We start from the raw sequence: 14,216 nt of genomic DNA, 5'->3' as shown, positions 1-14,216 counted from the left end.
ACCAGAACTGTCAAGGACTGAAAAATGCCCAAGATGAAGACCAAAAGCGCTGTCAAGAAGCGCTTCCGCCTGACCGGTACCGGCAAAGTCCGTGCCAACGTTGCCTACAAGCGTCACATGCTGCGCAACAAGCCCCAGCAGATGAAGCGTCAGGCTCGTGGCACCATGATCCTGTGCGACAGTGACGCCCGGATCGTCAAGCTGTACATGCACGGCTGACGCCGTCATTCACCGTTCAGGATAAGGAAATCGTATCATGTCTCGTGTGAAACGCGGCGTTACCTCCCATGCCCGTCACAAAAAAGTCCTGAAGCTCGCCAAGGGCTATCGGGGCCGCAATTCCACCAATTTCCGGATTGCGATTGAAAAAGTCGAAAAGGGCCTCCAGTACGCCTACCGCGATCGTCGCAACAAAAAGCGCGACTTTCGTGGACTGTGGATCCAGCGTATCAACGCCGGTGTTCGTGAGCTGGGCCTGACTTACTCCCGCTTTATCGATGGCCTGCACAAGGCCGGTATCGAGCTTGACCGCAAGGTCCTAGCTGATCTCGCCGTGAGAGAGCCGGAAGCCTTTGGCAAGCTGGTCGAAAAAGCCCGGGCTGCTCTTGGCTGATCAGAGGGCACCCATGGTGCCCTGACATGCCGGACGGTCGTCTACCATGCAGACGGCTTTTCGGTGTAGTGCCTGAGAAGGGTTGCTCGCTACGGGGCAGCCCTTTTTCTTTGTCTTTGCTGAAAACTATCCGGAAGCATAGCCCTCCGGTAGCCCGTTCGGGGCATCCGCCCCTGTTCCCCCTGACTGTTCCGGGAAGGTTCTGGATCCATGGATACTCTGGATACCCTGCGTAACGAGCTTCTGGACGCGGTCCAATCCGCCCCTGATGCCGACACTCTTGAAGCCGTGCGCGTTGCCGCGCTGGGCAAGAAAGGGCGCATTACCGATCTGATTAAAACACTCGGCCACATGACGCCCGAGGAGAGACGCAGCTTTGGCCAAGCGATCAATGCCGTCAAAGACGAGGTTGCGGCCCTTCTGGAAAGCCGTAAAGCCACTTTTGCCGAAGCCGCCCTGGAAGCACGCCTGACGTCTGAGCGGGTTGACATAACCCTGCCGGTGCGCCCTGAAACATCTGGCACCCTGCACCCGATCAGTCAGACCTGGGATGAGGTAGTCGCCATTTTCGGCCAGATGGGCTTTACCGTTGCTGAAGGCCCGGACATCGAGGATGACTTCCATAACTTCACGGCCCTGAACTTCCCGCCGGGGCATCCTGCCCGCGAGATGCATGACACGTTCTTTCTCTCCGAACAGGAAGACGGAACACGGAATCTGCTGCGCACCCATACCAGCCCGGTACAGATCCGCACCATGCTGGCACAAAAACCACCCATCCGGGTGATCATTCCCGGACGAACCTACCGGTGTGATTCCGATATGACCCACACCCCGATGTTTCATCAGATCGAGGGCTTGGTCATCGACAAGGCCGTACACATGGGGCATCTGAAAGGATGCCTGAAGGAATTTGTAGAGGCTTACTTCGAATTACCCGATGTTCCGGTCCGTTTCCGGCCCTCCTTCTTCCCGTTTACGGAACCATCTGCCGAGGTGGATATCGGATGCTCCCGCAAGGGGGGTGAGCTGAAAATTGGTGAAGGCACTGACTGGCTGGAAATTCTGGGCTGCGGCATGGTGCATCCCAATGTGCTGAAAGCCTGCGGGCTGGATCCGGAAGAGTATCAGGGCTTTGCTTTTGGCATGGGGCTGGAGCGGATTGCCATGCTGAAGTACGGCATCCCCGACCTGCGAACCTTTTTTGAATCCGACGCACGCTGGCTGAAGCACTACGGCTTTGCCCCACACGACGTACCAAGCTTGACCGGAGGGCTGACCCGATGAAATTCACCCTGTCCTGGCTGAAAGATCATCTGGAAACCGATGCCTCATTGGATGAGATCGGAAAAACCCTGACCTCGATCGGGTTGGAAGTTGAAAGCATCACAGATCCGGCCGCAACCTTGGACGGTTTTACAACAGGTCATGTCAAGACAGCAGAAAAGCATCCCGATGCGGATCGACTGCGGCTGTGTACGGTTGATATCGGGGACAAGACGCTGCAGATCGTGTGCGGTGCCCCCAATGCCCGTGCAGGGATCAAGGTTGCAGTCGCGGTTCCCGGCTGCATTATCCCGGCAACCGGCGATGTCCTGAAAAAAGGGACCGTGCGGGGCCAGGAAAGCCAGGGGATGATGTGCTCCTCCCGCGAGCTGTGCCTGGGCGAGGACCACGACGGCATCATTGAACTACCGGATGACACCCCTGTCGGACTCCCACTCGCCACAGCCTTGGACCTGGACCCTGTCCTTGACATTTCGGTAACCCCGAACCGGGCTGACTGCCTGGGTATCAGGGGCATCGCACGTGACTTGGCCGCAGCAGGACTGGGAACGCTGAAGGCGGACACGCTGGCTGTTACCGCTGTACCTGCGGCGTTTACGAGTGGCCTGTCCATCATACGTGACCTGCCTGAAGACGCCGACACCGCCTGTCCTTATTTTGCTGGGCGCCTGATCCGCGGCGTGCGCAATGGTGAAAGCCCGGCGTGGCTGAAGAACCGCCTGAACGCTATCGGGCTGCGCCCGATTTCAGCCCTGGTCGATGTCACCAATTACCTCACATTTGGCTGGAATCGCCCCCTGCACGTGTTTGATGCCGGGCGTATATCCGGCCCGCTGACCGTGCGCATGGCCAAGGAAGGAGAAAGCCTTCTGGCCCTGAACAACCGCGTTTGCACTTTGGACACCTCAATGGTTGTCATTGCAGATGCAAAGGGCGTGCAGTCTGTCGGTGGCGTCATTGGCGGCATGGAAAGCAGCTGCACGGAAGACACAACAGACGTCATCATAGAAGCAGCCCTGTTTGATCCCGCACGCATTGCCACAACCGGGCGACGCCTGAACATTGTGTCCGATGCCCGCTATCGTTTTGAACGCGGGATTGACCCTGCCTCGGTCATAGAAGGCATGGAACGAGCCACCCGCCTGATCATGGACCTGTGCGGCGGAGAACCGGGCGATATCGTCACGGTTGGCACCGCGCCTTCATGGCAGAAATCCATAACCCTGCGTCCGGAGCGGGTTGAGAAACTGGTAGGCATGACCGTTGGCATTGAACAGATGCTCAGCCTGCTCGACCGTCTGGGATGTGCACCAAAACTGGAGAACGGGGTTATTCGTGCCGCCCCCCCGTCCTGGCGGGTTGACCTGGAGGCAGAGCATGACCTTGTGGAGGAAATCGCACGCCTGCATGGCTATGACAATCTTGAGGCCATTCCTCTTCCACGAAAAAGCATGCCGGTTCGTATCCTGAGTCCACGCCAGAAAATCACACGCCTTGTGGCCCGGACACTGGCATCACGTGGCCTGCATGAAACTGTAACCTGGTCCTTCATGTCGTCTGATCACGCCCACGCTTTTGGTGGCGGCCAGGATAGCGTGCGCCTTGCCAATCCTATCTCTGCTGACCTGGATGTCATGCGCCCTTCAATCTTGCCGAACCTGATTGCGGCAGCAAGCCGCAACGCTGCACGTGGCATAACCGATCTCGGGCTGTTCGAAACAGGACCCCAATTCCAGGGTGGCATGCCGGGGCAGCAAAAGTTGATGGCAACGGGCCTGCGGACCGGCAAGACGGGTCCGCGTCACTGGGACACACGCCCACGAACAGTGGATGTCTTCGATGCGCGGGCCGATGCATTGGCCGTTCTGGAAGCTGTCGGCGTTGCAACGGTAAACCTGCAAATCACGGCCGATGCCCCGGCATGGTACCACCCAGGTCGTTCGGGATCCTTGCGCCTTGGCCCAACCCTTGTCGCGACATTCGGAGAGATACACCCACGCGTCCAGCGCATGATGGATGCCAAGGGAAGCATGGTTGGCTTTGAAGTCTTCCTGGAGGCACTCCCCCTTCCACGGAACAAGCCGGGAAAGGCTCGCCCCCTGCTGAAAGCATCTCCATTCCAGCCCCTGGAGCGGGATTTTGCCTTCGTTGTGGGCAAGGACATCTGTGCAGACACCATGCTGCGCGCTGCACGCAGCGCGGACAAAACACTAATAACAGCGGTCAGCGTCTTTGATGTCTATGAAGGGCCGAATGTACCGGAAGGTCAAAAATCAATTGCCCTGTCGGCAACCCTGCAACCGATAGACAGAACCCTGACGGACGAAGACATCGACGGTGTGTGTCACAAGATTGTTGCAGCCGTCGAAAAAGCAAGCGGTGGCACACAGCGCGCCTGATCAGGCCATCCCCCTGTCGTCACTGCATGACGGGGGGCTTTCCTTCTTCGCCCCTGAATCAAGGGAAGAGGCATTGTGCACAAAGCCGGTATCACCGGGGCATATGCTGGTGCACGTATTAAAGCCAGGCAGCCGATAACGCAAACAGCAAAGCCTGCGATGGAGTCCGCCGTTATCCAGACGCACAACGGGATGATGGAGTGGATTGTCCTGACCAGACGGCCTGTACAATTCATTGGCCAACGCTTCCCGTACCGCCTCGGCACGCCGGGGACGATAGGAACGGGCAGCAAGGCATGACAAAGCCCAGTCCCCGGCCCAGGCCGCATTGCTCCACAAAAGACGGGGCGCAATATGCACCGCTTCGGAAACAGCCATAATGAACGGTTCCATGTGATCATCAACAAGAGACCACACGTAAGCAAGTGAGCCGGGAAGCCCTGTATCAACAACCAACTCTGGCTCATCCAGACGCAAGGCGACAGGAGATCCACCATCATCAAAAACAATCGAAACCTGATCCAGCGCCGTTGCGGTGTGCCGCTCCATCACCAGCGACAAACCCAGCAGGCCTGGCAAAACAATGTCGAAATACCTCTGGGCCCACAAGGATACCAAGGAACAATCATCCGGCTGAACACCATACGAACGGGAAAAACGTTCCAATACATCACGAACCACTGCCTTGTCCTGCAGGGCAGAACCGGGAACAAAGCGGCGGGTATCATCGGGAAAGACAATCGCTTGAGACCATGTTTTCAGGGGGCCCGGGAACATTTTCTTCAATGCCGTTCTCATGAAAGCTGTCCCGCCTTATACAGACGGACCGACATCCCTGTTTCCTGAATGACAATCATACCGGTTTCTCCCGGCGCAACGTTCTGGCCATACGCCATCCCATACGCGCCAGCGAAGGAACTTGCTCACCAAGCGTTCCGCCGCCCTGCCCGATCAGGGCCGGCGTGTGGAAATCCCGAACCCGGACCCAAGCCACCTCGGCCGCATCATCTCCAGCGACTCCATCACCATCTTCCCACTGGCAGTAAACCGCATTCAGCACATAGTGATACCGCACAGCACCGGCGATATCCCGATCAATGACATCAAAGGCAGCAAAGGCCACAACCCCGCGGGCACGCACACCTGTCTCTTCGTGCAGCTCCCGTTCGGCCGCAGCCAACAGCGGCTCCCCCAGCTCCAGACGTCCCCCGGGGAATCCCCAGCTCCCGGCATCAGGGGGATGACGACGACGGACAAGGAGAACGCGGTTGGCTCTTGGGACCACAGCCAGGACAGCCGGCACCGGAAAGCGGGGATAGCGACTGTTCATAGGCTGTTCCAGCAATCATGACCTTGGCAGAAATGATGTACAGGCATGATCATCCATCTGGTCCGGGTGCAGGAAACGCTGCGCATAATTACGATAAACCCCGGCTTTCAGAAAAAGTTCAAAGACATCACGATCCAGATGCCCCGCTTCTACCATGGACTGCAGGATACGAAGACATTCGCTGATCTTCTTGGGAGTTTTGTAGGGACGATCTGCTGCCGTCAAGGCCTCGAAGACATCGGCCACAGCCATCATTTTCTCGGTTACCCCCATGTCTTCCCCCCGCAGACCCCGTGGATAGCCGGTTCCGTCAATTTTCTCATGATGATTCCCCGCGATATCAGGGACTCGTTGCATCTTGCGGGGAAATGGCATCTGGGACAGCATATCCTGCGTAACAACAATGTGGTCATTGATAACCTGGCGCTCTTCGGCCGTCAGGGTGCCGCGCTCCACCGACAGATTATAAACCTCGCCACGATTGTAGATGCCAACGTAATGATCATCTCGATCCTGCAAGAGGGTTTCAACAGCAGGAACCGGGGTACGCTCCGCCTCACTCAGACGCTGTTTCTCCTCCCACGACAGCCCCAAAGTGCGATCAAACGTACGAATAAATGTCTGGGCACCGATCGCGGCAAGACGCTGGATATCCACCGGGTCGGCTCGCTCGGCCCCAACATTCAGGCGGGCAACCAAGGCGAACTGCTCATCCAGCTCCGCACAGCGGGCTGCGAAACGCGTTTCGGACTCCTCACGCGAGAGGGTGCCATCCAGACTGGACCGCAGCATGGCAATCTCGGCATCCCGTCGCAAGACCTCGAAACGGGTACGAACCTCATGAATACGGTCGTAGATCGTTTCCAGCTTGGTTGCCTTGTCAACAACATACTCCGGCGTCGTGACCTTTCCACAGTCATGCAACCAGCCTGCCAGATGCAGCTCATACCACTGGTCCGCATCCAGACTGAAATCAGCAAAGGGGCCAGATGTTGCATCACAGGCTGCCTTGGCCAACATTTCAGCCAGAACCGGTACGCGTTCACAATGTCCCCCGGTATAAGGGGACTTGGCGTCAATAGCCCGGGCAAGCACGGTAATAAAGCTGTCCAGCAGATCCCTCTGACCCTGCAGAAGCTTCTGGTTGTCAATTGCCACAGCAGCCTGACTGGCCAAGGCTTCCACCATTGGCCTTATGGCATCACCAAATGGCACCACATGCCCTTCACTGTTCCGGGCATTGATAAGCTGCAGGACACCGATCACCTCGCGAGCCGTGTTGCGAAGGGGAAGTGTCAAAAAGGAACGGGAACGATAACCGGTCCCCGCATCAAACCGACGGGTGCCGGAGAAATCAAACCCTTTCTCGGTATACGCATCGCCGATAACAATGCTTTCCCCCGTCAAGGCAACACAGGTTGCAACATTAGCGCGGTTACCGGCCCCGGTTGCCGGATCGTACAGGGGCAACGGAGGAAAGGGGATAGAAATCCCGGTTGTCCCTCCCATGGCAATCTTGAGCGTATCGTTGCGAACAATATCAAAATGCAGGCTGCGCCCGTCTTCAGACAGCAGATACAACGTGCCACCATCTGCGTTAGCCAGATTCTTGGCCTCCACCAGAATCCTTTCGGTCAACCGGTTGTGGTCGCGCTCGGCCGACAGGGCAATGCCCAGCTCTATCAGGCGCGACAGAACCCGGTCACGGTCCGCAATACCCCGGTTGTCCTGATCAGGGTTCTCCCCACGTTCCATGCCAGTCTCCCGCATGCATTCACAGCCCTTGCCTGCCATATGCATACGAACAGGTCAAGATCAGGGAACGCCAACAGGATAGGACAAAAAGGATCTGCATCCCGGGCTGGTCCGGTGTAATGTGGCCGACTGGACCAACCAAAGGGGACCTCGACCCCCTGAATCAGACAGCCAAAGTGGAAGTCCTGCCAATGCCTTATGCTTCGCTGCGCGAGTTTATGGATGTCCTGGAAAAGAAGGGACAGCTGTACCGGGTTCACGAACCTGTGTGCACAGAACTGGAAATGACCGAGATCCAGACCCGCCTTCTTGCGGAACAGGGGCCTGCCGTCCTGTTTGAGAAGCCGGTCCGGGCTGATGGAACCCCGTATGCCATGCCCGTCCTGGTCAATCTGTTTGGAACCGTGGAGCGAGTCGCCATGGGGATGGACCGCACAGCCCATGAACTGCGGGGCGTTGGCGAAATGCTGGCCTTCCTGAAGCAACCCGAACCACCGGGAGGTTTCCGCGAGGCATGGAACATGCTGCCTCTTCTGCGCACCGTCATGGCCATGAAACCGGGAAACGTGCGCTCTGCACCGTGTCAGGACATTGTTATCTCCGGGGATCAGGTTGATCTGTCAAGCCTGCCGATCCAGTCATGCTGGCCGGGCGAACCGGCTCCGTTGATCACATGGCCCCTGGTTGTCACAAAAGGTCCGGGCAAAGAACGCGAAGATGTATTCAATCTGGGCATTTACCGCATGCAGGTAACCGGAAAGAACACAACGCTGATGCGCTGGTTGCAGCATCGTGGCGGGGCACAACATTACCGCCGCTGGGGACAGGCAAAAACAGAGCCTATGCCAGCAGCTGTTGTTCTTGGGGCTGATCCCGGCACAATTCTGGCGGCTGTCACTCCGGTCCCCGAAACACTCTCGGAGTACCAGTTTGCCGGACTGCTGCGCGGCAAAAAAGTAGACTTGGTAGACTGCAAGACCGTTCCACTGAAAGTGCCGGCCGGGGCCGAAATTGTCCTGGAAGGGCATGTCATGTTGGACGAATTCGGTGACGAAGGCCCCTATGGTGATCATACCGGATATTATAACAGCGTGGAATCCTTCCCCGTCTTCCGGGTTTCCTGCATGACCATGCGCCGGGATCCCGTTTATCTGTCTACCTTTACCGGACGCCCCCCCGATGAACCAAGCGTTCTGGGAGAAGCCCTGAATGATGTCTTTGTCCCGCTGCTATCCCAGCAATTCCCCGAAATCGTTGACTTCTGGCTACCACCGGAAGGATGCAGTTACCGTATCGCTGTCGTCAGCATCAAAAAAGCCTACCCGGGTCACGCCCGCAGGGTCATGATGGGCGTGTGGTCCTTTTTGCGTCAGTTCATGTACACCAAGTTTGTGATCGTCGTTGATGATGACATCAATATCCGTGACTGGAAGGACGTCATGTGGGCTATATCAACGCGTATGGACCCCGCACGGGATATTATGGTGGTTGATGGCACGCCGATCGATTACTTGGACTTCGCCAGCCCGGAAAGTGGACTGGGCGGAAAGCTCGGCATGGATGCCACCAACAAGATGCCGCCGGAAACCCGTCGCGAATGGGGCGAGAAAATACGCATGTCCGATGACGTCATCGAAACAGTCACACGCAAGTGGGCGCACTACGGACTGCCCGGACATGGTACACCGATCTGGAAGTAGGTGATGCGGCAGAAGCCAGGAAAGGCATCTGCCATCCACCTCAAACACCATAGTAGCACGATACCAGTCAACAAATCGCTCCATACCGGCGTCAACGGGGAATAGCCCGTATCGCGACGCAGGGCTGATATATCCGCAAAAGTCGCGGACACATCACCTGCCTGCATCGGTATCAGGTTCAGAACAGCCTTGCGACACAGACTCTCTGCGAGGGATTGCATACTGTGGCACAGAGGCTGTATTCCCTATTCAGGCTCTACACTTCTGCCCCGGAGACCCCGTGCCAACGTATCCTGATCTGACAGTTATCCTGCTTGGTCTAGGCTCCCTGGCCTTCTCTGTTGCCGGTACACGTCTTGTCCTGTTCTGGTTAAAAACCAAGGCCGTCCTGGATGTGCCCAACGAGCGCTCCAGCCATACAGAGCCAACGCCCCGTGGCGGCGGACTGGCGGTAACACTGGTTGTCATTGCCGGATGGGCAGCAGCCTTGGTCATGCTTCCCGGTAATCCTCCTGTTACGGTCTGGATCACCTTGGCCATGGCTCTCCTCTTGTACGGGCTATCGTGGATTGATGATCGGATCAACCTGAAACGACGACTACGGTTTCCTATACATGTCATCGCGGTTACGGGCGCAGCCCTGAGTTTACCAGATCATGTGCTTGTCCTGCAGGGAGAAGTGCCCCTGTGGGCAGATCGCATAGTGACTATCATCAGCTGGGTATGGTTTCTGAATTTATACAACTTCATGGACGGCATTGATGGCATTACCGGCATGCAAACAGGGTCTATCGGCCTTGGGATTGTTGTTTTATCCGGTATTGCCGGACTTGATGCCAATATACCATGGGCCGGCATGGGTATGACCCTGATTGGCGCCTCCATCGGCTTTCTGCTTTTCAACTGGCACCCGGCACGTCTTTTCCTCGGGGATGTCGGCTCCATTCCGCTGGGATTCCTGACCGGGTTCCTCCTGGTCATGCTGGCAGGAACCGGTTATCTGGCAGCGGCTTTCATTATTCCGGCATATTATCTGGTCGATGCGACCCTTACGTTACTCCGACGTATTGCAACGGCAAGACCGATTGCCCAAGCACATCGTGAACATTTTTATCAGGTTGCCGTGCACCGCGGCGGGCTCTCTCACAGCGCTGTAACGCTATACATTATGGCTGGAAACATGGCGTTGCTGGCTGCAACCATACTGTCCGTGACCAGTGGCTTGGCTGCGGGAATTCTTTTTGCGTGCATTCCGGTACTCTTTCTTCTTTTCCGTTTCACGCGACGCACGCTAGTCTAGGCGCCCTATGTCCCACGGATCTGCCATGCGTCGTCTTTTGTCTCGTCCCGATGTTGTCTATCTCCATGATTTAGTCATGGCAGCCACTGGCTTTGCGGTATCTGTCTGGCTGCGATTTGGCGACAGTGCCGCAGAAGCACTCGTGTCCGGCCCCATACTAACCGGGGGGCTGATCTTCGTCGGATTGTGCGCTGTCGTATTCCGCTGGAATAACCTGTACCGTGGGATCTGGCGTTATGCATCGGTCCGTGATCTTCTGGCCCTGTCGCGTGCTGTAAGCCTGAGCATTCTCCTTTTTCTGCCAGTCCTTTTTCTCTTCACGCGCCTTGACTCCTTCCCACGCTCACTACCCTTCATTCTGTGGTTTGTCCTGCTGATCCTTCTGGGTGGGCCTCGCTTTGCCTACAGGGCTTGGAAAGACCGCAGCTTGCACAACATCATGACATCGTCGGCTGGAACAAACCGCATCCCCGTTCTCCTGATTGGTGCCGGTGACGGGGCGGATCTGTTCATCCGTGACATGGAGCGCAAACCGGATGCCCAGTATGCTGTACTGGGCATCCTGTCCTTGCATGAAGGTCGTATTGGCCGTTACATAAGGGGTGTGGAGGTTCTCGGTACACTTGACCGGTTCACGGATGTTATCAACCAATTACAGGAAAACGGTACCCCTCCTCTGCGCCTGATTATCACAGATGACGCCATTGCTCCCAGCACACTGAAAACCCTTTTTACCCAAGCCGATGCCATAGGTATTCCCATGTCGCGGCTTCCACGGATCAGTGACCTGCGCGAGGGGATTGAAGAAAAAATTACTGTCCGACCGGTTGCCATCGAAGATCTGCTGGGCCGTCCACAGGCAACGCTGGACCGGGACGCCATGCGGAGCCTGATCCAAGGGCGCCGTGTCCTGATTACCGGAGCCGGGGGATCCATCGGCAGTGAACTGGTTCGACAGGTTGCGCTGCTTGATCCATCCCTTTTGATTCTGGGAGATCACTCCGAGTACGCGCTCTATGCCATTGATCTGGAGATGCAAGAGAAATGGCCGGCGATTCCCAGGCAGACCCATATCTTGGACGTTCGTCACCGCACACGCGTCCGCACCCTGTTTGAGCAAACAAAACCCGATATCGTGCTGCATGCTGCCGCCCTGAAACACGTTCCGATTGTCGAGCAGAATCCCTTGGACGGGATCGATACCAATACACTGGGCACATCCATTATTGCGATGGCATGCCGGGATTATAACGTATCTGTCATGGTCCAAATTTCCACTGACAAGGCCGTAAACCCGACCAATATCATGGGGGCCAGCAAGCGCATGGCTGAAATGATATGCCAGAGCATGGATCTTGAGGGATGTAACAGTGGCCGAACCCGCTTTGTAACCGTACGCTTTGGAAATGTTCTGGGATCGACAGGTTCAGTTGTTCCGCTTTTCCGCCACCAGTTGGAACGCGGGGGGCCCCTGACCGTCACACACCCGGATATGACACGCTATTTCATGACAATCCGCGAGGCTGTTGAACTGGTCCTGGAAGCCTCCGCAATTGGTTATGCTGATTCTTCCTATGGCGGTAGTATCTTTGTCTTGGACATGGGAGAACCCGTGCGCATTGTCGATCTGGCAACGCAGATGATCCGGCTGGCTGGACTGGTTCCGGGGAAGGATATCCAGATTGCCTTTACGGGAACACGCCCGGGCGAGAAGCTGTTCGAGGAAATCTTCCACGGCTCAGAGCCACCGGTTCCAACCCGCTACCAAGGACTCTTGCTTGCACGACCAAGGATCGTAAATCTTGACGAGCTGGAGGACCACATAAAGAAACTGGAAGACGCCTGCCGGGATGGTGCAGAAGGGCAGGCTCTTGATATTCTTCACACGCTGGTCCCGGAGTATACCCCGACGGGATCGGTGGAGAGTGTTTCTATTGCCCGGAAACACGATGCGCGCTGATCCGCTTCACATTCTGAAGACGGTCTTCGGCTACGAACAATTCCGCGGACATCAGCGTGCTGTCATTGACCATGTTGTCGCAGGCGGGGATGCCATGGTTCTGATGCCGACCGGGGGCGGCAAATCCTTATGCTACCAGATTCCGGCCTTGTGCCGCGATGGAATCGCGATTGTTGTCAGCCCGTTGATTGCCCTGATGCAGAACCAGGTGGAGATGCTGCGGCAACTGGGCGTAAAAGCCGCAGGCCTGCATTCCGGTATGTCCTTTTCCGAGATTGTCGAGACCGGGCGATCCATGCGGGCCGGAGAGCTTGATATGCTTTATGTCGCGCCGGAACGTTTGATGCAGCCGGCATTCCTTGATCAACTGCATCATTGCCGACTGGCCCTGTTCGCCATAGATGAAGCACATTGCGTGTCCCAGTGGGGACATGACTTCCGCCCTGAATATCTGCAACTGGCTGCCTTGGCAGAGCGATTTCCGGGGGTTCCGCGCCTGGCACTGACCGCTACGGCCGATCAACCAACGCGGCTGGAAATCCTGGAGCAACTCTGTCTTGGGAAAGGCGCCCAGTTCATCGCCGGGTTTGACCGTCCGAACATACGCTACCGGGTCAGCCTGAAGAATGCGCCGAAGAAACAGCTCTTGCACTTTATACGTACGGAGCACAGCCGTAACTCCGGTATTGTGTACTGCCTGTCACGTGCAAAGGTCGAGGAAACAGCCTCGTGGCTGCGGGAACAGGGCATCCAGGCTCTGGCCTATCATGCCGGACTGGATCGCCATGTGCGGCATGCCAACCAAGACAAGTTCCTGCGGGAAGACGGTCTTGTCATGGTCGCGACCATTGCTTTCGGGATGGGTATAGACAAACCCGACGTCCGCTTTGTCGCACACCTGGATTTACCACGGTCACTGGAAGCGTATTACCAGGAAACAGGCCGGGCAGGCCGTGATGGTCTTCCTTCGGATGCCTGGATGGTCTACGGATTGCAGGATGCGGCCAAGATTCGCCAGATGATCGAGGCATCAGACGCGTCGGAAAGCAAGAAAGCAGTTGAACGACAGAAGGTCTCGGCCCTGCTGGGATACTGCGAAACCACCTGCTGTCGACGCCAGGTCCTGCTGGGGTACTTCGGTGATTCAGCATCTCCCTGTAACAACTGCGATACGTGCCTCCAGCCGGTGGATACGTTCGATGGCCTTGAAGCAGCACAACAGGCCCTCTCCGCCATTTATCGTACAGGCCAACGCTTTGGCGTGGCCTATATTGTCGATGTCTTGCGGGGAGAGGAAAACGACAGAATCCGGGACATGGGCCACCAACACCTGTCTACATTTGGAATTGGCCGGAGTCGCTCTGCAAATGAGTGGAAATCCATTCTGAGGCAGCTGATTGCCATGGGACACGCGATAGCGGCTCCCGACCAGAATGGCGCCCTGATACTGGGACATGATGTCCTGCCGGTTCTAAGGGGAGAGGCTCGGGTCTCGTTCCGACGGGATCCTGTTGAACAAAGAAGCGCGACAGGAAAACGTGTCCTGATTGAAACGCCTGCCGAGCAAATTCTGTTTGATGCCCTGAGGGCCCGTCGACTTGAACTGGCGCGTGCACAAGGTGTGCCGCCTTATGTTATTTTTCACGATGCCACCCTTCTCGAGATGGCCCGCAGAAAGCCCGTTCACCTTGATTCCCTGTCAAAAGTCCCCGGGGTCGGATGCGGTAAACTTGGTCGTTACGGCCAAGATTTCCTGGACGTCATAATCAGGGGATCTGAACCGGATACAGGACCTGAAATCACATGAATACATACAGTAGGCAAATAAGCTGAACAAAGGCTGTGCCCTTTTACAGGAGAATATCATACTCT

Annotated in this window: 11 protein-coding genes; 8 read left to right on the top strand and 3 right to left on the bottom strand. The window is 56.6% G+C overall.

The genetic code is table 11. From position 1 onward, the window contains the following. Positions 1-24 precede the first annotated feature (24 nt). The 4 genes from rpmI to pheT all read left to right on the top strand — a co-directional run bounded on the left by rpmI (position 25) and on the right by pheT (position 4,299). Positions 25-219, top strand: a complete 195-nt coding sequence (gene rpmI / locus HEQ72_RS04740) for a 50S ribosomal protein L35 (protein WP_082811810.1) — start codon at positions 25-27, stop codon at positions 217-219. A 37-nt stretch (positions 220-256) separates the two neighbouring features. Then, complete coding sequence (gene rplT, locus HEQ72_RS04735) at positions 257-613, top strand: 50S ribosomal protein L20 (RefSeq protein WP_167805394.1); 357 nt, start codon at positions 257-259, stop codon at positions 611-613. Positions 614-823: 210 nt separating this feature from the next. Then, entirely contained in the window at positions 824-1,900 is a 1,077-nt protein-coding gene (gene pheS / locus HEQ72_RS04730; RefSeq protein ID WP_168020141.1) for a phenylalanine--tRNA ligase subunit alpha, read from the top strand. Further along, complete coding sequence (gene pheT / locus HEQ72_RS04725; protein WP_168022711.1) at positions 1,897-4,299, top strand: phenylalanine--tRNA ligase subunit beta; 2,403 nt, start codon at positions 1,897-1,899, stop codon at positions 4,297-4,299. Before pheS ends, pheT begins: the two co-directional genes overlap by 4 nt. On the opposite strand, the gene fhuF is transcribed toward pheT, so the two are convergent. The 3 genes from fhuF to HEQ72_RS04710 are packed head-to-tail and all read right to left on the bottom strand — an operon-like array spanning position 4,300 to position 7,384. Next, positions 4,300-5,097: a siderophore-iron reductase FhuF gene (gene fhuF / locus HEQ72_RS04720; protein ID WP_168020139.1), complete on the bottom strand. Its 798-nt coding sequence runs from the start codon at positions 5,095-5,097 to the stop codon at positions 4,300-4,302. A 55-nt stretch (positions 5,098-5,152) separates the two neighbouring features. Beyond that, positions 5,153-5,629 carry an NUDIX hydrolase gene (locus tag HEQ72_RS04715; protein ID WP_168020138.1) on the bottom strand — a complete coding sequence of 159 codons (477 nt, stop codon included), beginning with the start codon at positions 5,627-5,629 and terminating at the stop codon, positions 5,153-5,155. A gap of 15 nt (positions 5,630-5,644) precedes the next feature. Next, positions 5,645-7,384 (bottom strand): HD family phosphohydrolase, encoded by a 1,740-nt coding sequence (locus HEQ72_RS04710; RefSeq protein ID WP_245184161.1) that lies wholly within the window; start codon positions 7,382-7,384, stop codon positions 5,645-5,647. A gap of 191 nt (positions 7,385-7,575) precedes the next feature. On the opposite strand from HEQ72_RS04710, the gene HEQ72_RS04705 reads away from it, so the two are divergent. From HEQ72_RS04705 to recQ, 4 genes are all read left to right on the top strand, one after another. Next, on the top strand, positions 7,576-9,084 hold the full coding sequence (locus HEQ72_RS04705) for a UbiD family decarboxylase (RefSeq protein ID WP_168022709.1): 1,509 nt from the start codon (positions 7,576-7,578) through the stop codon (positions 9,082-9,084). A gap of 280 nt (positions 9,085-9,364) precedes the next feature. After that, the gene (locus tag HEQ72_RS04700) at positions 9,365-10,384 is read left to right on the top strand and encodes a glycosyltransferase family 4 protein (protein WP_322099215.1); all 1,020 of its coding nucleotides are present in this window, start codon (positions 9,365-9,367) and stop codon (positions 10,382-10,384) included. A gap of 25 nt (positions 10,385-10,409) precedes the next feature. Further along, on the top strand, positions 10,410-12,344 hold the full coding sequence (locus tag HEQ72_RS04695) for a polysaccharide biosynthesis protein (RefSeq protein ID WP_245184159.1): 1,935 nt from the start codon (positions 10,410-10,412) through the stop codon (positions 12,342-12,344). After that, a complete protein-coding gene (gene recQ, locus HEQ72_RS04690) occupies positions 12,334-14,151 on the top strand; it encodes a DNA helicase RecQ (protein WP_168022707.1) in 1,818 nt (605 codons plus the stop codon). The genes HEQ72_RS04695 and recQ overlap by 11 nt, the downstream gene beginning before the upstream one ends. The last annotated feature ends 65 nt before the right edge of the window (positions 14,152-14,216 follow it).

Origin of the sequence: Haematospirillum sp. 15-248, assembly GCF_012102665.1 — a bacterium.
Classification (GTDB): Bacteria; Pseudomonadota; Alphaproteobacteria; order Rhodospirillales; family Rhodospirillaceae; genus Haematospirillum.
Note: the sequence above shows the minus strand (reverse complement) of the source record. Positions and strands in the feature narration are given on the sequence as shown.